At 64.3% G+C, this 21,560-nt stretch carries 23 protein-coding genes and 1 pseudogene; 14 read left to right on the top strand and 10 right to left on the bottom strand.

What is annotated here, in order from left to right; genetic code table 11:
• Positions 1 to 28 precede the first annotated feature (28 nt).
• Entirely contained in the window at positions 29 to 616 is a 588-nt protein-coding gene (locus RS901_RS17030; protein ID WP_316149955.1) for a hypothetical protein, read from the bottom strand.
• A 207-nt stretch (positions 617 to 823) separates the two neighbouring features.
• Between RS901_RS17030 and RS901_RS17035 the strand changes: the two are divergent.
• The 10 genes and pseudogenes from RS901_RS17035 to RS901_RS17075 all read left to right on the top strand — a co-directional run.
• Positions 824 to 955 (top strand): annotated as a pseudogene (locus RS901_RS17035) (lactate/malate family dehydrogenase); the annotation flags it as partial.
• 49 nt (positions 956 to 1,004) lie between these two features.
• Complete coding sequence (locus tag RS901_RS17040) at positions 1,005 to 1,772, top strand: lactate/malate family dehydrogenase (protein WP_316149956.1); 768 nt, start codon at positions 1,005 to 1,007, stop codon at positions 1,770 to 1,772.
• Positions 1,773 to 1,887: 115 nt separating this feature from the next.
• Entirely contained in the window at positions 1,888 to 1,962 is a 75-nt protein-coding gene (locus tag RS901_RS38870; RefSeq protein ID WP_410054182.1) for a hypothetical protein, read from the top strand.
• A gap of 88 nt (positions 1,963 to 2,050) precedes the next feature.
• Entirely contained in the window at positions 2,051 to 2,185 is a 135-nt protein-coding gene (locus RS901_RS17045) for a hypothetical protein (RefSeq protein ID WP_316149957.1), read from the top strand.
• Entirely contained in the window at positions 2,176 to 2,415 is a 240-nt protein-coding gene (locus tag RS901_RS17050) for an anion permease (RefSeq protein WP_316149958.1), read from the top strand. The genes RS901_RS17045 and RS901_RS17050 overlap by 10 nt, the downstream gene beginning before the upstream one ends.
• A 247-nt stretch (positions 2,416 to 2,662) precedes the next feature.
• The gene (locus RS901_RS17055) at positions 2,663 to 2,938 is read left to right on the top strand and encodes a hypothetical protein (RefSeq protein ID WP_316149960.1); all 276 of its coding nucleotides are present in this window, start codon (positions 2,663 to 2,665) and stop codon (positions 2,936 to 2,938) included.
• 127 nt (positions 2,939 to 3,065) lie between these two features.
• Positions 3,066 to 3,329: a hypothetical protein gene (locus RS901_RS17060; RefSeq protein ID WP_316149961.1), complete on the top strand. Its 264-nt coding sequence runs from the start codon at positions 3,066 to 3,068 to the stop codon at positions 3,327 to 3,329.
• Positions 3,326 to 4,375: a multidrug transporter subunit MdtN gene (mdtN, locus tag RS901_RS17065; protein WP_316149962.1), complete on the top strand. Its 1,050-nt coding sequence runs from the start codon at positions 3,326 to 3,328 to the stop codon at positions 4,373 to 4,375. Before RS901_RS17060 ends, mdtN begins: the two co-directional genes overlap by 4 nt.
• Entirely contained in the window at positions 4,356 to 6,335 is a 1,980-nt protein-coding gene (locus RS901_RS17070; protein ID WP_316149963.1) for an FUSC family protein, read from the top strand. Before mdtN ends, RS901_RS17070 begins: the two co-directional genes overlap by 20 nt.
• Positions 6,322 to 7,887, top strand: coding sequence for a TolC family protein (locus tag RS901_RS17075; RefSeq protein WP_316149964.1), 1,566 nt, complete (start codon positions 6,322 to 6,324; stop codon positions 7,885 to 7,887). The genes RS901_RS17070 and RS901_RS17075 overlap by 14 nt, the downstream gene beginning before the upstream one ends.
• 85 nt (positions 7,888 to 7,972) lie before the next feature.
• On the opposite strand, the gene RS901_RS17080 is transcribed toward RS901_RS17075, so the two are convergent.
• The 5 genes from RS901_RS17080 to RS901_RS17100 form a co-directional block, all read right to left on the bottom strand.
• On the bottom strand, positions 7,973 to 8,437 hold the full coding sequence (locus tag RS901_RS17080; RefSeq protein ID WP_114131028.1) for a ferritin-like domain-containing protein: 465 nt from the start codon (positions 8,435 to 8,437) through the stop codon (positions 7,973 to 7,975).
• A 69-nt stretch (positions 8,438 to 8,506) separates the two neighbouring features.
• Complete coding sequence (locus RS901_RS17085) at positions 8,507 to 8,938, bottom strand: universal stress protein (RefSeq protein WP_114131029.1); 432 nt, start codon at positions 8,936 to 8,938, stop codon at positions 8,507 to 8,509.
• A 133-nt stretch (positions 8,939 to 9,071) separates the two neighbouring features.
• Positions 9,072 to 10,055: a tripartite tricarboxylate transporter substrate binding protein gene (locus RS901_RS17090; RefSeq protein WP_316149965.1), complete on the bottom strand. Its 984-nt coding sequence runs from the start codon at positions 10,053 to 10,055 to the stop codon at positions 9,072 to 9,074.
• Positions 10,056 to 10,274: 219 nt separating this feature from the next.
• Positions 10,275 to 10,664, bottom strand: a complete 390-nt coding sequence (locus RS901_RS17095) for a hypothetical protein (protein WP_316149967.1) — start codon at positions 10,662 to 10,664, stop codon at positions 10,275 to 10,277.
• Positions 10,665 to 10,978: 314 nt separating this feature from the next.
• On the bottom strand, positions 10,979 to 11,896 hold the full coding sequence (locus RS901_RS17100) for a LysR family transcriptional regulator (RefSeq protein WP_316149968.1): 918 nt from the start codon (positions 11,894 to 11,896) through the stop codon (positions 10,979 to 10,981).
• A 242-nt stretch (positions 11,897 to 12,138) separates the two neighbouring features.
• Here RS901_RS17100 and RS901_RS17105 point away from each other — a divergent pair, with 242 nt between their 5' ends.
• From RS901_RS17105 to RS901_RS17115, 3 genes are all read left to right on the top strand, one after another.
• The gene (locus RS901_RS17105; protein ID WP_316153564.1) at positions 12,139 to 13,902 is read left to right on the top strand and encodes an ABC transporter ATP-binding protein/permease; all 1,764 of its coding nucleotides are present in this window, start codon (positions 12,139 to 12,141) and stop codon (positions 13,900 to 13,902) included.
• 85 nt (positions 13,903 to 13,987) lie between these two features.
• On the top strand, positions 13,988 to 15,025 hold the full coding sequence (locus RS901_RS17110) for a transporter (RefSeq protein WP_316149969.1): 1,038 nt from the start codon (positions 13,988 to 13,990) through the stop codon (positions 15,023 to 15,025).
• 75 nt (positions 15,026 to 15,100) lie between these two features.
• Positions 15,101 to 15,583 (top strand): DUF4440 domain-containing protein, encoded by a 483-nt coding sequence (locus tag RS901_RS17115; protein WP_316149970.1) that lies wholly within the window; start codon positions 15,101 to 15,103, stop codon positions 15,581 to 15,583.
• A 77-nt stretch (positions 15,584 to 15,660) separates the two neighbouring features.
• Here the strand turns inward: RS901_RS17115 and phbB are convergent, their stop codons facing one another.
• Together phbB and phaP3 are read right to left on the bottom strand one after the other, a co-directional pair.
• Positions 15,661 to 16,404 (bottom strand): acetoacetyl-CoA reductase, encoded by a 744-nt coding sequence (gene phbB / locus RS901_RS17120; RefSeq protein ID WP_316149971.1) that lies wholly within the window; start codon positions 16,402 to 16,404, stop codon positions 15,661 to 15,663.
• A gap of 267 nt (positions 16,405 to 16,671) precedes the next feature.
• The gene (gene phaP3, locus RS901_RS17125; RefSeq protein ID WP_316153566.1) at positions 16,672 to 17,229 is read right to left on the bottom strand and encodes a TIGR01841 family phasin PhaP3; all 558 of its coding nucleotides are present in this window, start codon (positions 17,227 to 17,229) and stop codon (positions 16,672 to 16,674) included.
• A 393-nt stretch (positions 17,230 to 17,622) separates the two neighbouring features.
• Between phaP3 and RS901_RS17130 the strand changes: the two genes are divergently transcribed.
• Positions 17,623 to 18,108, top strand: a complete 486-nt coding sequence (locus RS901_RS17130) for a DUF5625 family protein (protein WP_316149972.1) — start codon at positions 17,623 to 17,625, stop codon at positions 18,106 to 18,108.
• Between the two features lie 141 nt (positions 18,109 to 18,249).
• Here RS901_RS17130 and RS901_RS17135 read toward each other — a convergent pair whose 3' ends face one another.
• Complete coding sequence (locus RS901_RS17135; protein WP_316149973.1) at positions 18,250 to 20,667, bottom strand: heavy metal translocating P-type ATPase; 2,418 nt, start codon at positions 20,665 to 20,667, stop codon at positions 18,250 to 18,252.
• A gap of 261 nt (positions 20,668 to 20,928) precedes the next feature.
• On the bottom strand, positions 20,929 to 21,372 hold the full coding sequence (locus tag RS901_RS17140) for a CzcE family metal-binding protein (RefSeq protein WP_316149975.1): 444 nt from the start codon (positions 21,370 to 21,372) through the stop codon (positions 20,929 to 20,931).
• Positions 21,373 to 21,560 lie beyond the last annotated feature (188 nt).

Here is a 21,560-nt window from a genome sequence, read left to right on the forward strand (position 1 = left end):
GGCATGCTCCCACCCGGCGCCGCCTTACTCAGCGGGCATGCTTGGGCGTGACAGAAATGGCAAGGGCCTCGGTGTAGACGGCCTGCACCTGGTCACCGCGTCGAACCGCCTTCAGTTGCTTCGGGTCCTCGACATGCACGTCCACCGTCTTGCCTCTTGGCCCCTTGAGCGTCACCATGCCGGTCTTGGCGTTGACGGCTACCACATCGGCAGTGACCGTCACCTCGCGCCCGACCATGCCGCCGGGCTTGGCACCAGGAGCGGCCCGGTCGGCGGTCTCGCGTTCGATGCTGGAGCGCATGCCACTCTGCCTGGCGAGGGTCACTGACAGCGCCTGCGTGTACTCGACGGTGACCATGTCGCCCACGCGGAGCTGCTCGAAGTTGCGCACGTCCTCGCCGACCTGTACGTCCGTGACCTTGCCCTGCTTGTTCTCGAGCGAAATGGTGCGCGTGGCGGCATCGATGGCCACCACCGTGGCAGTGGCCTTGACCGTGCCGGTGGTCTTGGTAGCCCCCACGCCCGACACCGTGTCCACGCGAGTCTCGGGCTGTGCCAGCACCGGAAGAGTTGCCGCGGCAAGTATCGCCGCCACGATTAGCTTGCTGGGATGCATGACGTCTCCTCGAGCCCCGTCTGGTGGCATGCCGTCGTTCGGCGGCGCCGGCACGACGCCGGCGCTTCTACCTGAGAGGTCTATAAACCATAGCATACGGACGGTTATTCGCCTGCCCCGCGCCCCTCACTCCACATTTGCGTTGGCGTTCACGGACTGGGCCCTGGTTCAGGTATTCGACTACCCAGGCACGTGGGAGGCATGCCAATGCATCAACCCAAGATCGTCGTGGTCGGCGCAGGACTGGTTGGCGGCTCGGCGGCCCTGTTTGCGGCCGTGGCCATCCCGAGCGCGGAGGTGGTCATCATCGATATTGCCCGAATCCGGGCCGAAGGGCAGGCGCTGGACCTCGCCCACTCCGCCGCATTCTGGGGAAACAATGGTTTCTATGCGGGCGACTACGAGAACGCGCCTCGACGCGGACGTCGTCGTCATCACCGCCGGCGTCGGCGTGAAGCCGGGGCAGACCCGCCTGGAGCTGGCCAAGACCAATGCGGCCATCGCGGCGGAAATCGTGGATCGCATTGCGCCACTGGCGCCGGATGCCATCTACGTCATCGCGACCAACCCCTGCGATGTGTTGGCCGGCGTCGTTTTTGACCGCCTGCGCTGCGCGCGGGAGCGCGTCATCAGCACCGGCACCTCTCTCGACACCGGACGGCTGCGATCGCTTCTGTCCGAGCGGCTGGGCGTCGTGGCGCCGGGGATTCACGCCTACGTTGTCGGCGAACACGGCGAATCCGCGGTCATCGCATGGTCCGGTGCAACGGTCTCCGGCATGCCGCTCGAAACCTTCCTGTCCAGGACCGGCAAGGAGCTGGGGCCAGCCAGCCGCGACCTGGTCCTGCGCTCCGTGCACGAGGCGGCCAAGCTCATCAAGGAAGGCAAGGGCGCTACCCACTATGGCATCGCCAGTGCGATCGGGCGAATCTGCCAGGCCATCGTGCATAACGCCGACCTCATTCTCACGGTTGGCATCGTGCATCCCGAAGTCGAAGGCGTGCCAGAGGTGTGCGTGTCGCTGCCGATGGTGGTCAATGGCGGCGGAGCGCAGTTGCTGGCTTACCCGGAACTCAACCCCACCGAACGCGAGAGCCTGCGGCGCAGCGCGCGCATCGTCAAGGAGGCAACCGACAGCGTGCTGCTGGACCGGTAGGGACATTGCGCACGCTCCAGAGTACCGAACCACGCCGCCGCCAGGAGGCGCATCACCAGCCAGACCAGGTCCGTGCCCGTGGATTTGGTGACGTCGGCAAAGGCTCGCCTTCTTCATTTCCCGAGGCGTGATCAAGACCGGGCTGGGGCGCCGCATTGCACTGCTGTTCATGCGGCTGCTGGGCAAGTGAACCGTGGGACTTGGTTATGAGCTGGCACTGACCGAACTCATGATCTCGCCCGCCATGCCAAGCATCACCGCCCGCGCCGGCGGGGTGATTGCTGCCGATTACCAAGGCGATCGCGGAAGTCCTTTACAGCCATGCCGATGACCCGGCATCCCGCGGCAAGGTGGGAAGCTATCTGATCCTCTGTGCCTTCCACGCGAACGTCATTACCGCAGCATGGCGCTGATGGTCGCGGCCGGCATCCCTCCATTCACCGCGGCGGTCGCCCTCGGCGTCCTGAGCAATGTCAACGGTTGCCTGACCCAATATGGCATCGGCTCCGGACCGGCCATGTTCGGCGCGGGCTACGTCACCCAGGGGGAATGGCGCAAGGCTGGCTTTCTGATGAGCCTTATCTACAGGTTCGTCTGGCTGGTGATCGGCCCGCTTTGGTGGCAGTTCCTCGGGCACGTCTGACACCGCACCGGGGCAGGAAAATGAGCCAGCCCCCTGATCGGAGAGCTGGCTCCGGACGGCATCAAGTGCGCGCCATGAAGCACTTTTATCCATTCCGTGATTGTTGGAAAATCTCGCGCCAATCACGCACCCCTACCCGACTGCCGGCGTCGCTAACAATAGCTTACATACACGGACATCCGGTTGAATTACCCTCCGCTGCCTGAACCTTGCCCGCCCGGGCCCACCACACGAAAAACAGGCACTTATGAAAAAGATCCACGCGTACCCGCTGATGGCAATGGCCATGCTGACTACGGCCTCGGGGGCCGTCTCGGCGCAGCATGTCGTCGGGGGGATGGGCGAGGAAGTCAGGATCGGCGCGTTCGCCGGTCCGACGCACCGCACCGACAGCAATCGCGGCGTGCCCGCCGGGCGCAGGTTCAATACGGCAAAGCCAGGGCAAGCCGCCGACCCGCGTAGCGCACGCCCGGTCAGCGCGCGCGGAGCTGCACCCACGCTCCCCGGCAAGCATTTGCCATAGCCGCGCGCATGCGTTCGCGATCATCCTTGATCGCCGACCCAACAACCCGCGCCCCCCGCTGGCCGCGCCTTGGACAAGCGAGAATCCACGCTGTTATATTGCGTGGATCGATCCTGGTCCAACCTTTATGGCACGCATGCTTTTGCCCGCCGTGCTGGCCGCATCGCTCTACGGCTGCGCCGGCGCCCCGTCCTTCAGCCTGTTCGGTGCCTATTTCCCGCTCTGGCTCCTGAGCGCCGTGCTTGGCATTGCAGGCGCGGTCGTGTCCTATCGGATCTTTATCATGACGGGCTGGGCGGAAACGGTCCGCTACCAGCTTCTGGTCAACACGGCGATCGGCGTCATGATTGCTGAAATCGTCTGGCTTCTGGGTACGGGACACGCTCTATGAAAATGGCCGGCCTCCGCAAAAGCCCGCTGCGCGGCAAACTGATCGCCCTGGTCATCGTCCTGCTGGCCGCCCTGCTGTCCTTCTACGCCTACCATCGCACGCTTCGCTTCCCGGCATCGGACGATGCCTCGCTCGATGCCGACCTGGTCCACGTAGCGTCGCCGGTCGGCGGCCGGATTGCGCGCATCCATGTGGCGGAGAACCAGCTGGTGGCCAAGGGCGATGTCCTGTTCGAGATTGATCCGGTGCCCTACCAGCTGGCCGTGGACCAGGCCCGTGCCGACCTGGAGCTGGCGCAGGCAACCCTTGGCACGCGGCGGCGCACGATTGCCACCGAACAGGCCACCGCGGCGGTGGCGTCGGACCAGATCGCCCGGGCCGAGCAGAACTACGCGCTCACGGCGCGCACGGTGGAACGGTTGCGCCCGCTGGCTGCGGACGGCTACGTGCCCAAGCAGCAGCTGGACCAGGCGCAGGTGGCGCAGCGCGACGCCGCGGTGACGCTGAAGCAGGCCAACGTGCAGCGCGCCGCCACGGCGCAGGCGGTCGGTGATGAAGCCGGCGCCATCGCCACCGTGCATGCGCGCGAGGCGGCACTGGCGATTGCGCGGCGTGCGCTGGACGACACCGTGGTGCGCGCCCCGCATGCCGGCCGCGTGAGCGGGCTGACGGTGCTGTCCGGCGAGGTCGTGCTCCCCAACCAGTCGCTGTTCCTGCTGGTGCATACCGGGGAATGGTTCGCGGTGGCGAACTTCCGCGAGACTTACCTGGCTGATATCCATGTCGGCGACTGTGCCACGGTCTACTCGATGATCGACCGGCGCCAGGCCATCCGCGGGAAGGTGGAAGGCATCGGTGTCGGCATCACCGATACCGACCGCGTGAACCTGCCGCGCTCCCTGCCCTATGTCCAGCCGTCCGTGAACTGGGTACGCGTGGCCAAACGCTTCCCGGTGCGCATCAAGCTGGCAGATCCGCCGGAAGCGCTGGCCAGGGTGGGCGCGAGCGCAACCGTCGAGATCCGGCATGGCGCAGCCTGCAGCTGACAAGTTGCGCCTGGGCCTGGCGGATATCCGGGCCCTGCTGGCGCCGCTCCCCGGCCGTGCGGCGGCCACCACGCGCATCACGGTGGCCTGTACCCTGACGGTGCTGGTGACCAGCATCTACAGCACCCCTGAGGCGGCCATCTCCGCCTATATGATCTTCTTTGTCAACCGGGCCGACCGCACCTCCAGCATCGTCATGAGCGTGGCCGCGCTGGTGCTGGTCAGCATGATCATCGGCCTGGTGATATGGCTCGCCGATTTCAGCGTCGACGACCCGCTGCGCCGCGTGGCGTGCATGGCGGTGGTGTCGGCGGCCGTGCTGTTCCTGGCCTCGGCGAGCAAGCTGCGGCCGGTCGGCGCCATCGTGGCAATGATCATCGGCTTTGGGCTCGACGAACTCGGACTGGTGCCGTCAGGCGAAATCGCCACGCGTGCCCTGCTCTATACCTGGCTGATGGTGGCGATTCCCCTCGGTGTCAATGTGGTGGTCAACCTGGTGCTGGGCCCGGCGCCGCGCCGGCTGGCGACCGACCGCCTGGCCCATTGCCTGCGGCTTGCTGCACGCAGCCTGCAGGCTCCCGATGGCGACCCCGAGGCGCTGCACGAGGCCTTGCGCGATGGCGTCCAGCCCATCGCAGGCTGGCTGAAGCTGGCAAAGATCGAAGGCAGCGTCGACGCGCAGGACCTGCTGGCACTGCGGCAGGCCTCGTCGTCGACCATGGCGATCCTGCTGGCGGCAGATGTCGCACGCCGGCAGCCCGGGGGGCAACTGCCGGCAGCCGTTGCCGTGCCCATCGCCACCATGCTCGACGACATGGCGCGCATGCTCGATGCCGGCGGCTATCCGGTGGAAATCGGGCTGAGCGTGCCCGCTCTTGCAGGGCTGCCGCCCGTGCAGGCAGCGGTTGCCGCGGAACTGGTCGGCGCCATCAACCGCTACGCGGAGCCAGGCGACCCCGCGCCGCAGGAGCAAGCCGACAAGGCGCATGGCGGCTTCCTCGATGCCGACGCGTTCTCGAATCCGGCCCATGTCCGCTACGCCCTCAAGACCACTGGCGCGGCAATGTTCTGCTACTTGCTGTATCAGCAGCTGAACTGGCCCGGCATTCATACCTGCTTTATCACCTGCTACCTGGTGTCGCTTGGCACCGCGGCGGAAACCGTGGAGAAGCTGACGCTGCGGCTGGCCGGCTGCCTGGTCGGCGCGGTGATCGGCACGGCAGCCATGGTCTACGTGGTGCCTTCACTCACCTCGGTGGGCGGCCTGATGCTGCTGGTGTTTGCCGGCACGTGGATATCGGCATGGGTGGCGCAGGGCTCGCCACGCATTGCCTACGCAGGCTTTCAGGTGGCCTTTGCGTTCTACCTGTGCGTCATCCAGGGTTCCGGACCGGGCTTTGACCTGACCATTGCGCGCGACCGGGTGATTGGCGTGGTGCTGGGCAATCTGGTTGTGTACCTGGTCTTCACGCGGATCTGGCCAGTCAGTATTGCCAGCCGCATCGAAGCGGCACTGGCGGCACTGGTCACGCAATGGCGGCAACTGACCGAGGCGCGCCAGTCCGACGCACGACGCAGCCATGCCGCGGCCGCCATGGCACGGCACGGCGAGATCACGCAGGACCTGATCCTGGCCAACTATGAACCCGCATCGGTCGGCCCGGGGCGGGACTGGATCGAAGACCGGCGCCGGCGCCTGGCCGCGCTCGATGCGATTGCGGGGCCCATGTTCCTGCTCGCGGAACGCTTTCCGGGCGACCCGGAAATTGCACGGCGATTGCACACGCTGCAGGCAACCGACGCAGTAGCGCCAACCGCGCACGCTGCCAACGGCTCCCACGATGCACAAGCTGACAAGGTCCGTCACGCCCTGCTGGCCCTGGTCGACCGGCGCCTGGCGGATTCGCCCGTCGAGGCACCGGCTGCGACCTCTCCAACTTCCATTCATGCGCAAACCTGATTCGCTGGCGATCCCGCTGACACTGGCCGCCGCCGTGACGCTGGCCGGCTGTGCCACCGCGTCGCTCGACCTGGCCCCGCCGGCCTCCGATCAGCCGTGGCAGCCCGAGACCACCGCATCCGGCGAGATCGTGCCGGGCACGGCCAGCAAGCCGGCGCCGGCAGCCCGGCCATCCGACTACACGCTGCCGGCCAACACCGCGCTGGCGTCCGTGCCCCCGCCTGCCGCACTCGATACCACGCACGCGTACACGCTGCCCGAGCTGATCGACCTGGCCGAATCCACCAACCCGCTGACCCGGATTGCCTGGAACGACGCGCGCAATGCCGCACTGGCCGCCGGCATCGCCAGGAGCAGCTACCTGCCGTACATCTCCGCGGCAGCGATGGGCGGCTACCAGAACGGACACAGCGCCTCGTCCACGGCGCTGGGCACGCTGGGCGCGAACGCGTCGACGCATGGCGCGGTCTCGGTGCTGTCGCTGCAATGGCTGCTGTTCGATTTCGGCGAGCGCGCGGGCATTGTCGATGCCACTGAACAGGCATCGATTGCCGCGAACATCGGCTTCACCGCGACGCACCAGAAGATCATTCACGAAGTCAGCACGGCGTTCTATCGCTACCAGGCCGCGCGTTCGCGCGCGACCACCGTGCAGCAGGCGATGCGCAACGCCGATGCCGTGCTTGCCGCCGCCAAGGCACGCTACCAGCGCGGCATCGGCACCGTGGTGGAAGTCGCCCAGGCCACGCAGAATCGTGCGCAGACCAACCTCGCCACGGTGCAGGCGCAAGGGGCCGAGACCGATGCCTACCTGGCACTGGTCACGGCCATCGGCATCTCCCCGCTTTCCAGGCCCCAAATAGCCGAGATGCCGGTGCGGCCGCTGTCGCCGGCCATGCGCAGCTCGATCGAACAGATCGTTGAACGTGCCATTGCAAGCCGGCCAGACGTGCTGGCGGCCTATGCCATCGAACGCGCCAGCCAGGCCAGGGTCAAGGCGGCCGAGGCCGGCTTCATGCCGAAGGTATTCATGTCGGCATTCACGTCGTACGCGTCCGGCGGCTCGTCAATCACCGCGATTCCGCCGATTGGCCAGCAGCCGCCCACGGTCAACCTGAACGGCTACCGCTACGGCGCCAGCGTGTTCCTGGGCGTGACCGTACCGATCTACGACGGCGGGGTGCGCTCCGCGGTGCTGGCGCAGGCGCGCAACGACGCCGACAGCGCGTCGGCCAGGCTGACGCGCGCCAAGGAAGAGTCCGTGCGCCAGGTCGTGGTCAGCCAGAGCGCGCTCGAATCGAGCCTGGCCGCCTACGATGCGGCCAGGGCACTGGCCGAGGCCGCGCAGACCACCTATGACGCAACCTTCGCCGCGTATAGCAAGGGCGTGGGGTCGGTCACTGAAGCCAACCTGGCGCAGAACCAGTTGCTGCTGGCGCGCAATGCGTCTGCCGACGCCTATAACGGGGCGCTCGCGGCTGCGGCGACATTGGCACTGGCGACGGGGTCGATTGGCACGGTGCGCGATGGGGGTGGATGGCCGGTGCGGTGACACCGCCTGGGTGTACGGGAACGCGGGCACAGCCGCATCTGCAGCACCTGACCGTCAGGCAGAGGCGCGGCCCAGACGGGCCAAGTCAGCCCTGCCGCGGTGGCACCGTCGCCGCAAGTCCGGGCTTGCGCAGCATTTTCTCGACCTCACCCGCATGCAGTTCCTCCAGCTGGATCAACTGCCGCGCATACTCCTCCAGGGCGACGGAGCGACCCTCGACCAGGCTTAGCAGCTCACGGTACAGGTCCAGGGCCCGCATCTCCGTCGCAAGCGATTCACGCAGGATCGCGCCGATATCGGTAGTGTGGCTGTCCAGAAGCTCGCCGATGCCAAGCGAAGGATAGGCGCCGAGGGTCGTGATCCATTCGCCGGCCTGGTGCGCGTGCAGCAGCGACTCATTCGCCTGCTCACGCAGCCACGACACGATGGGAATGCGGCCGAAGCCGAATATCAGGAACGAATAGTGCGTGTAGCGCACAACACCGGCAAGCTCGGCTTCGAGTATTCGATCCAGCACGCCGACGACCTTCTCCTGTTCGATTTCCGTCATGGCAGATTCCTCCCTGAGGTGGGTTCGAGAGCACGCCAGCACCCGCGGCCGGAGCGCCGCGCAGTGTCACTAGCGGTAAACGAGGACAGGAACCCGGCAGTGGGTAAGAACCTTCTGGGTTTCACTGCCCACCAGCAGGCCCTCCAGGCCCCTGCGGCCGTGCGACGCCATGAAGATCACGTCACACCCGTGCCTCGCGGCGGCATCGATGATGCCCTTGTAGGGTATCGAGGTCGTCATATCCGTTTCGCATGTGACTCCCGCAGCCTTGGCTGCAGCGACAACCTCCTCAAGCCTGGCGCTTGCATGTGCAGCCTCCTGCTCTTCGAAGGCCTTGCGCCTGGGATGGCCGGAATCGCCTGATGCCACGTACGGATACTCTTCCATGCACGTATAGGCCGTCAGCCTGGCGCCGCCGGCTTTGACAAAGCCAATGGCCGCCTCCATTGCCATTCTTGAAAGTTCTGAGCCATCGGTGGCCAGCAAAATGTGCTTGAACACGATTCTTCTCCTTAGGCGATTGATCCCGGCGGGCAGCAACAGCCCACTAGTCAAGGTTCAGTATGGACAAGAATCCGCCTCTCGCCACCCACGCAAATGCACCTGCGCACGCGCCGACGCAGCCGCGGCGCCCTCACCCATCGATCTTGAAGCCGATATCCTTGATGAACTGCCCCCAGCGCGCATGATCGGTACGGATCTGCGCGGCGAAGGCCTCAGGCGTGACCGCCTGCGGCGGCAGCACGCCAACGCCTGCCAGCCGCTTCTGGTAGGCCGGATCGGCCAGCACCTTGCGCACCGCAGCAGAGACCGCATCGACCGTGGGCTTGGGCATGTCCTTTGGGCCAAACAGCGCGAAATAGCCACTGAGCTGCTCCATCTCAGGAAAGCCCTGCTCCCGGAAGGTAAGCGCCCCGGGCGCCAGATCGGAGCGCTCCGCGGTGGTGGTGGCCAGTACCTTGGTCTTGCCGGCCTGGTATAGCGGCACGCCGGTGGTCAGGCCGTCGATCATCAGCGGCACCACGCCGCCAACGAGGTCCTGCGTGGCCGGCGCCGAGCCCTTGTACAGCACCGGTTCAAGGTTGGTGCCGGCCAGCCGGTTGAACAGCAGCGGGCCGAAGTGCGACGATGTGCCCGGACCGTATGAGGCCGAGTGGATCGGCCTGGCCGGGTTCGCCTTGGCATAGGCGATCAGTTCCTTCAGCGTGGAATACGGCGCATCCTTGTTGGCCGCCAGCAGCACCGGGGCGCGGCCAAGTTCCGCCAGCGCGGTGAGGTCGGTCAACGGGTCATAAGGGACGCGGTTGATATGCGCACCCGAGGTGGCCGACGAACCCAGCGTCACCAGCAGCGTCTGCCCGTCGTTCTTGGCGCGGATCACGTCCTGCGTGGCGGGAATGGTAGCCCCGCCGGGCTTGTTCTCCACCACCACCGATTGCCCGGTCACACGCGTCAGGTAGTCGGCAAACAAGCGTGCCACCACGTCGGTGCCGCCACCAGGCGGATAGGCCACGACCAGCCGGATGGCACGCGCCGGCCACTGCTGCGCCATCGCGTGCGGCGCGATGCCGGCGGTCGCCGCGATGGCCGCGGCGCTCAGGAACTGTCGACGATCCATGTTTGAAGTCTCCGCGTCATTGTTGTGCGCCGCGCAGGCGGCGGGTCCTTCATGTTAGAGGGTGTTGCGCCGTGGGACAGGCCCGGGTTTTCCACCATGCAGCGGAGCCGGGCACGGACTGCGTCGAGCGTGGCGTGCAGCTCGCCGCGGGCTACCTGCCGGCCTTCGCGTACATCCAGGCCGCACTGGGCCGGGCCCGCGCCACGCTGGTCGTAGATGTCAAGACTTGTGCGACAGCAAGACCGTTACTCCCCGGCCCAGATCCAGATGACCTCCGCCTCTTGCGACGGCAATGGCAATCCCACTGAAGGCATACCGGCGCCCCCTTGGCCGTCTGCGCGAATATTTGGTCTCACCGTTCTTCCCGCCTTCCAGACGCTCTCCAAACATCGCGCGGAAACGATCCACGCAATCGAGCATCCCCTTTCGCACGTCCGGTTGCGAGCCGCGTTCGAAGAACAGGGTCCCGATCAGCGCGGGCCGGATCACAACGCGATTGCCGTCAGAGGGGTCGGTAAAGGTCAGTTCGCGGCTGTAGCGCTCAATGGCCTCAGTGGGCGTGAGCGGGGTAAAGGAATTGGCTGTTTGCATGTTGGAATAGAACAGCATTGGCGGTCAGGCCGCAGCCAGGGCGCCGCGCTGCCACAGCAGGCGTGGCCGGCGCGTGCCTGCGCCCCGCACGGAACGGTGGCCTGTGCTGTCGTGGTGGTGGGATCGCTTGGATGAGTTCGTGGAAGGATTCCTGTGCATGTGGAGAAACCGGCTTGGCCCGGCACGCAGTGAGTCTCTCGGTCGCCCAGGGCAGGCGGACGCGATCGCTGACCGGCATGACACTGCCGGTCAGCGATCCGGCGCAAACAGCACCCGCGCCGGCACGGCCTCTGCCGCGCCCCGCGGCGGCCTGATTGCGGCGCGCTCGTGCCTCAGGCCGCCCCCCGGAGCGGTCCGAACCGCTCCACGTACAAACCCGCCACCCAATCGACAAACACCCGCACCCGCGGCGCCAGCTGCCGGTGGAACGGATACAGCGCTGACACCGGCAGGTCCGGACAGGGCCAGGCCTCAAGCACCGGCACCAGCCGCCCCGCGCGCAGATTCTCTGCCACGCGAAAGCGCGGCACCTGGATCAGGCCGCAGCCGGCCAGGGCCGCGCTGGTATAGCACTCGGCATCACTCACCGAGATCCAGCCGCGCGCCTTGAACTCCTGCACCTCGCCATCGACGGTCAGCGTGAAGGGATAACGGTGGTCATGGTTGCGCGAGAAGAACCCCACGCCGATGTGTTGCGCCAGTTCCGACGGGCGTTGCGGCGTGCCGTGCGCGGCCAGGTATCCGGGGCTGGCGCACAACACCTCCGGCATATCCGCCAGCCGCCGGGCCACCAGCGAGGAATCGCGCGGCCGGCCGGCACGCACCACGCAATCGATGCCCTCTCCGACCAGGTCGACCAGCCGGTCGCCGCTGCTGACGATCAGGTCGATATGCGGATAGCGCTCCCGGAACTCGCCGATGCGCGGCAGGATGATCATGGTGGCGTGGGTGCCATGCAGGTCCAGCCGCAGCGTGCCGCGCGGGTTGGCCACCTGCGTGCTGAGCGAGGTCTCGGCGTCTTCCAGATCCTGCAGCACGCGCTTGCTGCGCTCATAGAACGCCTGGCCGTCCAGCGTGGGGCGCACCTGGCGCGTGGTGCGCTCCAGCAGGCGTGCGCCGACGCGGGCCTCAAGTTCCTTGATGGCGTGCGTGGCGGTCGCACGCGGCATGTCCAGCGCGCTGGCGGCGCCGGTGAAGGAGCCCAGTTCCACGATCCGGGTAAAGAGTTGCAGCGCGTCGAAGCGGTCCATGCGGGGGCAGTCATAGCGAAAGGGTCACTTCCGGATTGGAATCAGGTTCCGGGCCTGCGTCAAGCCGGATCTCCACTCGCCAGTCCAGGGTCAGTCCCTGACGCCGGCCAGGGACCACGAATCAGTCAGGCATCAATTCTGCTGGCCTATATTTCATGAATAGTCTTCTGCCGTTCTCCCGCGTGTCCCGTGGCGGGGCCATGTGGCGAGTATGCAATCCGGTTAGTGCTGGGAGATGGGATATGAGCGCCGTTCCTGAGTCGCGGGTCACCGGCACCACTTCGGCCCCAGGGAAACGCCCCGTCACTTTCACCCGGCACGTGTGGACCCGATACTGGGCCATTGCAAAACCTTACTGGTTCTCGCGTGAAAAATGGAAAGCCTTCGGCTTGCTGGCCCTGCTGATCCTACTGCTGTTGGGCCAGACCCAGACCGAGGTACTGATCGTCCAGCAGACCGGTGAATTCACTTCGGCCCTGGCGGCGCAAAACGCGGATCGCTTCTGGGCCTCGATCAGGAAGTGTCTTTATATCCTGATGGTGGCAGTTCCCATCTACGCGGTTTATTACTACCTGAGGAATAAGCTGGGCCTGCTCTGGAGGCGCTGGCTGACCAATCACTATCTGGACCGGTATTTCAAAGGCCGGGTCTACTACAAACTCAACTCAAATGCCGCGATCGACAACCCGGACCAGCGCATCGCCGAGGACATCAATACCTTCACGCGGCAGTCCCTGTTTTTCCTTTCGATCGGTATCGGCGCGCTGCTGCAGCTTATTGCATTCAGCGCCGTCCTGTGGTCGATCTCCAGGGAGCTGGTCTACTTTCTTGTCATCTATGCCATCGCCGGCACATTCATCTCCATCTTCTTCTTCGGCCGCGTCCTGATCGGCCTGAACTTCTTCCAGCTAAGGCGGGAGGCGGATTTCCGCTTCAGCCTGATCCGGGTGCGTGAGAACGCCGAGTCCATCGCGTTCTATCGCGGCGAAGCGCTGGAGTCATCCCATGTGATCGGCCGTTTCGGCAAGGCCTTCCAGAACTTCGACAGGCTCATCAAGTGGCAGCTGAGCCTGAACATGTTCCAGTATGCCTACGGCTTCCTGACCATCCTGCTGCCCAGCGCCATCGTCGCTTCACGCGTGCTTTCCGGCGAGCTTGAAGTCGGCAGCGCCATCCAGGCGGCCGGCGCGTTCGCCGCCATACTGAACGCGCTGACCGTGATCGTTGACAACTTTGAAGACCTGAGCCGGTTCGTGGCGGGGCTGGATCGACTGGACACATTCTCCATCTCGCTGACCGGGACGGCAGCAAGCTCCGTGAAGCCGGCCACCACGATCGAGTCCATCCATGACTCCCGCCTGGCGCTGGAACATGTCACCTTGCGCACGCCGAATCAAGAGCGAACGCTGGTCACCGACCTGACGCTGTCGGTCAATCCGGGAGAGGGCCTGCTCATCGTCGGCGCCAGCGGCGGCGGCAAGAGTTCGCTGATGCGCGCGATCGCCGGATTGTGGAACAACGGCACGGGATGCATCGTGCGGCCAATGCCGCAGGAAATGCTGTTCCTGCCCCAGCATCCTTACATGGTGGTCGGCAGCCTGCGCAGCCAGCTGCTGTACCCGAACCACATTGGCCAGCGGATCCCGGACGAGGAGCTTCTGCAGTTGCTGGAGACGGTCAACCTGAAGGACATCGCTGGCCGCTTTGGCGGCCTGGACACGGAAGTGGACTGGGGCAAAGTCCTGTCCCTTGGCGAGCAACAACGGCTGACCATCGCCCGCGTACTGCTCTCAAAACCGCGCTATGTCATGCTGGACGAAGCGACCAGTGCCCTGGATATCCGCAATGAGGAAGGCATGTACCAGTTGCTGGCCGACCTGCAGGCGACGCTTGTCAGCGTCAGCCACCGGCCCACGCTGCTGAAATTCCACCACCAGGTCCTGGAACTGCCCGGGAACGGAAAGTGGTGGCTGCATCCGACCAGGGACTATCGCCTGGGCTGGTAGGCGTCCAGCTGCCTTGTAGCGGCCCCAACCATCATCGTGCTGTGCTAACGTCGCGCGAGGCACATTTGATGTGGAGGGCGTTTGCATGCAAGCGGGCATTGTCGAGGCCGGCTATGGCTCGGACCCGGTCGGTCTGGTCAGCGGTTTCCTGTTCGAACCCGGCGGGCCGGTGCGCGAGATTGATTCCCGCGCCGCAGCGGCATGGCTGCAGCAGATGCCGTCAGTACCGCCGGACGCCGCGCACCATCGCCCCTTCCTGTGGCTGCACTTCAACCTGTCGCACAGCGCATGCGAACGCTGGATGAAGGGCCAGCTGGCCCTGCCGGACGAATTCTTCGAGGCCCTGCGGCAGGGTTCGCGCTCGACGCGGATCGAGCGCCTGGACGCCGCCCTGCTGGCCGTGGTCAACGACGTGATCTACAACTTCGGCGTCACGTCGACGGATATCTCCACGCTCTGGGCCCACGCCGACCACCGCTTGCTGGTGACGGCCCGCGCCAGGCCGCTGCGTTCCGTGGACCGGCTGCGCGAGGCGGTGCGGCGCGGCGAGGCCTTCCGCTCGCCACTGGACCTTGTGGTGCACCTGTTGCGTGACCAGGCCGACGTGCTGGTGCAGATCGTGCGCGAGACCGGTGTGAACGTCGACCAGATCGAGGACCAGTTGCTGTCGCAGCGCCTGCAAGGCAACCGCGCCGACCTGGGTTCGATGCGGCGCGGGCTGGTGCGGCTGCAACGGCTGCTGGCGCCCGAGCCCGGCGCCCTGTTCCGGCTGCTGAACCGGCCGCCGGCCTGGCTGCAGGAATCGGACTTGCAGGAGTTGCGTGAATCGACCGAGGAATTCTCGCTGGTACTCAACGACCTGGCCGCGCTGGTCGAACGCATCAAGCTGTTGCAGGAAGAAATTGCCGCCAAGCTCAACGAGCAAACCAACCGCACGTTGTTCACGCTGACGCTGGTGACTGTGCTGGCGCTTCCGATCAATATCGTGGCCGGCTTTTTCGGCATGAATGTGGGCGGCATTCCGCTGGCCGAACACCCGCACGGCTTTTGGGTACTGGTGGCGCTAGTGGCAAGTTTCACGGTGCTGGCCGGGCGCTGGGCCTTCCGCAAGCAGGCCGGGTAGGTAACGCTTGCGGGATGTACCATACTTCAGGCAGTGTCCCCTGGCTCTCAACACCCTAACCTGAGGAACCCGGCCATGAAGCTACTTCGCATTGCTGCCCTGGCGTTCGTGCTTGCGGGATGCGCCATGAACCAGGGCACGCCAGGCACCGCGCAGGCGTCGCGCACAGAAAGCTGCAAGATGACGTCGGAGCAGGAGATTGCGGCGTTGTTTGATCGATGGAATCGGTCACTGCAGACAGGCGATCCACACAAGGTGGTGGCCAACTATGCGGAACGGTCCATTCTTCTTCCGACGGTATCCAACAAGCCCCGCTTGACCGTCGCGGAGAAAGAGGACTATTTCCATCACTTCCTGCAAAACGGTCCGTCCGGGAAGATCGACTTCCGCAGCATTGAACTGGGATGCAATTCCGCGGTGGATTCCGGGCTCTACACCTTCACCTTCGCACGAACGGGAGCCGTGGTGAAGGCCCGCTTTACCTACACCTATCACTGGGATGGCAAGCAATGGCTGATTACAAGCCATCACTCGTCCGCCATGCCGGAGAAGACGTAACTGAGGCCTGAGCCTCAGTTACCGGGGGCGAGGACCCGCCGCCGCGCACTCACTTGGCGGCACCTGGCCCAGCGCCCTTACTGCATGTGCTGCCCGCCGTTGATGGCGATATTGGACCCGGTCACGTACGCCGCATCCTCCGAGCACAGGTAGGCAACCAGCGCGGCGACTTCTTCCGGCTTGCCGACGCGGCCGACCGGGATCTGCGGCAGGATCTTGGTCTCCATGATTTCCTTGGGCACGGCGTTGACCATCTTGGTGGCAAGGTAGCCCGGAGAGACGGTGTTGACGGTCACGCCCTTTCTTGCCACTTCCAGCGCCAGGGACTTGGTGAAGCCGTGCATCCCGGCCTTGGCGGCGGCATAGTTGGTCTGGCCAAAGGCGCCCTTCGATGCGTTGACCGACGAGATGTTGATGATTCGTCCCCAGCCGCGTTCGACCATGCCTTCGCAAAGCGGCTTGGTGAGATTGAACACCGAGTCGAGATTGGTCCGCATCACGGCATCCCAGTTCGGCTTGTCCATCTTCTTGAAGGCCATGTCGCGGGTAATGCCGGCATTGTTCACCAGGATATCCACGCGGCCTACGTCAGCCAGGATCTGCGCCGCGCAAGCCTGGCAGGCATCGTAGTCGGAGACATCCACCTCGTAGGCACGCATCTCGCGGCCGCTGGCGGCCATCGCGGCAAGCCAGTCCCGGGCGGTCGCATTGCCCGGCGAGTGCGTCACCACCACGGTATGGCCTGCGTCGTGCAACTTGACACTGATGGCTTCTCCCAGCCCACCCATACCACCTGTTACCAGTGCAATTCTCTTCATCATCCTGCCTGCTTCATTCTCGTAAAGTTGAAAGACCCCTGCCTTGCCGGGACGGGCTTTTGCCCTGACTATCCCGAGCCAATTCCCACTGCCCTGCCGCGAAAAAAGCGAGGGCGAGCCGGGCCAGATGATTCCGGTCCCGGCTTGTATGCTGATGCGGGAAGATTGGCGTCGCAGTGCTGCAAGCCAGGAGAGCTGATGCCCATGGCCTGCAAGCCTGCGATCTCTGTTCAGCGCGCTGGCCTGGCCTGCATGGCCAGCCGCACGCCGTTACTGCCTGGAAGCGCGGGGCGCCGCCTGCTGGGCCGTGCCGGAGGCAGCTGCGGCGGTCTTGGCAAAGTTGGCCTTGGCGACTTCAGCCGTCTGCTTTGCGGCGTCCTGGAAGGATTGAAAGGTGCTGCTGGCGGCTGCAACGCTCGATTGCAGCAGCGCGGTGATCGCTTCAGACCCGGCCGGCGCGTTCTTCACGAAGGTGTCGACGAAGGCTTGCACATTGCGGTTGTGCTGTTCGTACTGGCCCTCGACTGCCTTGGTCAGTTCCACCTGCGTGTTCGATGCAATTTCGTACACATGGCGTGCATACGCAACCGCTTTCTCAGCGGCGGGCTGGGCCAGATTGCTTTGCACGGCGAACACGTCACGCAGGTCCTTTCCGGCCAGCACCGCTTCGACATTGCCCTGGCCTTCGGCAAGCGTCGTCCTGACTGCCTGCAGGTTCAATTCGGTCAACTTCTGGAAGCCGTCAAAAGCCATGTTCGTCAGCGCGAACAGTTGGTTCAGACTGGACTTTTGCACTGCAGCAAATTGCTCGGGCATAAGAGGGGACATGCGAAATCTCCTGTGGATTGATCGAAACGGATTCGCGCAAGAATGCTGCAAAGTGAATCCGCCACGGTATGGCTTGCGGATTGGCAGCGCCACCAATCCTGCAGCGCACCATCCAAGTGCGAATCCTAGAGGCTTTCCTCTAATTTGATCCCTAGGTATATACCCAAAAAGTCTTTAAAACATGACAATAAAAGTGCCTCATAAGGCTCTAAAATTACATGTGCTTACGTAGAAATGTTGCGGTGCATGACGCGTGTGGGACACACCTCTCCCCAGACGCTTGAAACGGATCGCCGAATACAACAAGAGGGAGAAACAGAAATGGGATCGAGGCAACAGGATCGCGGCACTATGCGTCTGCTCTTGATGCTCTTGCTAGCCTGGTTGGCAGTAATGAAAGTCGATATCGCTCAGGCTGCTTTCGGCACTCCGCCTTTCACTGTTCCCCTGGATCCGAGCAAGGCTGGCAGCCGTATCGAAAAAGAATTTCGAATCGCAGAGCGACAGCTTTATGCCTGCATCGTTGGATTCAAATACAGGGAAGGTGACCAAGCGGACCGAGCCAGGGCCAGGAGACTGTCGGGCAGCCATGAACGCGACAAGAATGGCAAGCCCATCACCCCCGGCGTTGCTTTTGCGCTGCGAGTAACCGTAGTCAAAACCTCGCCAGATGGTGAAAGCACGGTCTTTGACCGCGAAATCAACGTCGAGGAGGTTGCGCCGTTCTCGTGGAGCAAAGACAGATTTGACAAGGAAATCGCCGCCATCCCATTAGAAAAGGGGCGCTACCGGATCGTCGTTGAAACCATCAAGGCTGCACCGGAAACGACAGGCGCACCCATCGTCTTTTCAGTCCACCGGGCTTACCGTGGAAAATGAGGAAGCCACGTCGCCAACAACCCTGGAAGACCCGCTGACCGTTATACGGCCGATGAGTGAGCATCCGGGCGCGGCCTTCCAAAGGCCCAGTAAGCGCCCCTGAGCGGCCACACAAGGGTCGCCCCGAGCTGGCGGCACGTCTCACGTAGCCGCCTTCCTGAGCCGCAAGGCATTGGTAATGACCGAGGCAGAACTCAGGCTCATCGCCAGCGCCGCAATCATCGGCGACAACAACAGGCCTGTCATTGGATACAGAACGCCCGCCGCCAGCGGAACGCCCAAGGCGTTATAAATGAACGCAAAACCGAGGTTCTGCTTCATATTCCGAATGGTCGCTTGCGAGAGTTGCCGGGCACGGGCAATGCCGCGCAAATCCCCTTTGACCAGCGTGACCTGAGCGCTGTTCATCGCGACATCAGTGCCCGTGCCCATGGCAATACCAACGTCCGCCTTCGCCAGCGCCGGCGCATCATTGATACCGTCGCCCGCCATGGCCACCACCGCGCCTGCCTGTTGCAGGGAACTGACAAGTTCAAGCTTGTCCGCCGGCTTCACTTCGCCGTGGAACTCGTCAATGCCGAGTTTCCCGGCCACCGCCTTTGCCGTTGCAATCCCGTCACCGGTCGCCATCACGACACGGATACCTTCTTCCCTGAGATGCGCCAGCGCCTCCGGCGTGGTGGCCTTGACCGGATCCGAGACGGCGAGCAGGCCAGCAAGCGCGCCTTCGACGGCGAGATACATCACGCTGGCGCCTTGCACACGCAGCTCATCAGCCTGCGCCACGAGCCGATCGATAAGAATTCCTTCAGCTTGCATGAGCGCCGTGTTTCCGATCGCGACCTTCCTGCCGCCCAGCTTGCCTCTTACCCCGATCCCGGAGCTCGACTCGAAGCCCTCCGGATTTTCCAGCTGCAGGCCGCGCTTACGGGCTGCTTCAACAATCGCGGCAGCCAGAGGATGTTCGCTGCCCTGGTCCAGGCTGGCAGCTAACCGCAGCACGTCCTCCTCGGCATAGCCATTGGTGCCGATCGCGCGTTCAAAAGCCGGCCGACCCTCGGTGAGCGTCCCGGTCTTGTCGACAATCAGGGTATCGACCTTGCGCAGGTTCTCGATTGCAGCGGCGTCGCGGAACAGCACGCCGTTGGAAGCGCCCTTCCCGCTTGCGACCATGATGGACATCGGCGTGGCGAGACCCAGCGCGCACGGACATGCGATGATCAGCACCGCGACGGCATTGATCAGGCCGAACACCCAGCTCGGCTCGGGGCCGAAGAGTCCCCATGCGACAAAGGTCAGCACGGCAACGCCGATGACACCGAGGACGAAGACGCCGGCAACCTTGTCCGCCATCCGCTGCATCGGCGCCTTCGATCGCTGCGCTTGCGCCACCATCTGGACAATCTGGGACAGCACGGTCTGGGAGCCGACCTTTTCGGATTGAATGACCAGGCTGCCCGACGTGTTCATCGTGGCGCCGATGACGCGGTCACCGACGCGCTTGGTGGTCGGAATGGGCTCGCCAGTTATCATCGATTCGTCGACCGCGCTGGTGCCTTCCGTTACCACGCCATCTACCGGCACCTTCTCGCCGGGCCGCACGCGCAGCAGGTCGCCCACGTGGACATGGGTGAGCGGCACGTCCTCTTCAGCTCCGTCGGGACCGATACGCCTCGCCGTCTTGGGCGCCAGTCCCAGCAGCGACTTGATGGCGGCGGAAGTCTGGGAGCGGGCCTTGAGTTCAAGCAACTGACCCAGCAGCGTGAGGGAAATGATCACCGCCGCTGCCTCGAAGTAGACACCGATGCGGCCATGCTCGGCGAACACCTGCGGAAATGCGCCAGGCATGACGGTCGCAATGACGCTGTAGGCATAGGCCGCACCTGTGCCGATTCCGATCAGCGTCCACATGTTCGGACTACGGTTGACGATCGACTGGAAACACCGCACGAAGAACGGCCAGCCCGCCCACAGCACGACAGGCGTCGCCAGCGCAAGCTCGACCCAGCTCTGGGTCGACACCTCCATCCAGCCAAAGCGATGCCCGAACATGGCCATGACGAACACCACCCCGGTGAGCGGTAGCGTCCACCAGAAGCGGTGACGAAAATCCACCAGCTCGGGGTTCTCGCCTTCATCCAGTTCCGGCAACAACGGTTCCAGCGCCATGCCGCACTTGGGGCAGTTGCCCGGGTGTTCCTGGCGGATCTCCGGGTGCATGGGACAGGTATAAATCGTTCCCTCGGCAGTTGGCGGCTCCGGCGGGGCCGTGTACTTGCCCGGATCGGCCTCGAATTTCTGCTGGCAGGACGCGCTGCAAAAATAATAGCGAGCCCCGGCATGCTCGGCCTGGAATCTGGAATCGGCCGAGACGGTCATCCCGCAGACCGGATCCTTGAGGGCCTGCGCCGCCAGAGTGCCGGTGCCAGCCTGTTCATGAACATGGTCATGGTGATGCGCATGCTCGTGATGATGGCCAGGATCGGACTGGTCCTGAGCCGAAGCATGTGCACCGGCGCGGTGGCGGCCTGCATCGCGTTCGTTGCTTGTCCTGTTCATCCTGGCTTCCTTCAGTTGTTGGGTCGGGCATCCACTGCGTCATCCGGCTTGCCTTTTACCTTCATGACACGCTCCTTACGCGAAGATGACGGCCATTCGAGGTGGCACGTCCATGTCACGCCTGATGACGCCAGCTTATAGGTTCCCATCGTTGGAAGGTCAAGGTCAAGGAGGCACCGTGGCAGGACTGTTCTCAAAGGCCAACGCGCTTGGGTCCGGGATGAGTTGGCCGCCAATGAGAAGTCGCCTTCAGGGGCGAGGTCAGCCGCCGGTAAAGAGATGACTACGGTCGACATAGACGCGTACACCTTGAGCATTCGGCACGCCCGGCAAGAGGACACCCAGGTCTACGTTCGTTCCGCGAATCGATTCGGCAAACTTCCACGTTGCCTCCTGCTCGCCACTCCGGAACGTCACGGTATCGCCGGACGCAACGTTGATGTACTTCATGCCGGGGGTCACCGCCACGGTGCGGGAAGCTGTTCCTGCAGCTACCTGGCTGCCAAAAATGGCGGCCTGCGAACCGACTCGCGTTGCGCTTGCCTGCCCTGCTGCCGGAGCCGCAGCGGGTTCTGCGGCCTGGCGCTGAACATGCTGCGCCACGTCGTCGCCGGCGTTGGTCTTCGATTTATCGGTGCTCCATGCTGTGGAGATGGACAACGCCGAAAGAACCAGCGCGACGGCCACGGACTTGTTGGTTTTCATGGTGGACTCCATTGAAGTTTCGAGGCATCGACCTCTTGAATCAATGGTATGAGGCTATCTCTCACCGGGGCGTTACGCAGCCATTACATGCCGGTAAGCTGTAGTGCCACTAGCCTGTCCAGTCGGCGATGCCGTTCACGGATGAGCACGTCAGAAGGCAGGCATTCATGCTCGCCGTGAAGAACAGC

The sequence above is a fragment of the Cupriavidus sp. BIC8F genome, assembly GCF_032465815.1.
Lineage (GTDB): Bacteria > Pseudomonadota > Gammaproteobacteria > Burkholderiales > Burkholderiaceae > Cupriavidus > Cupriavidus necator.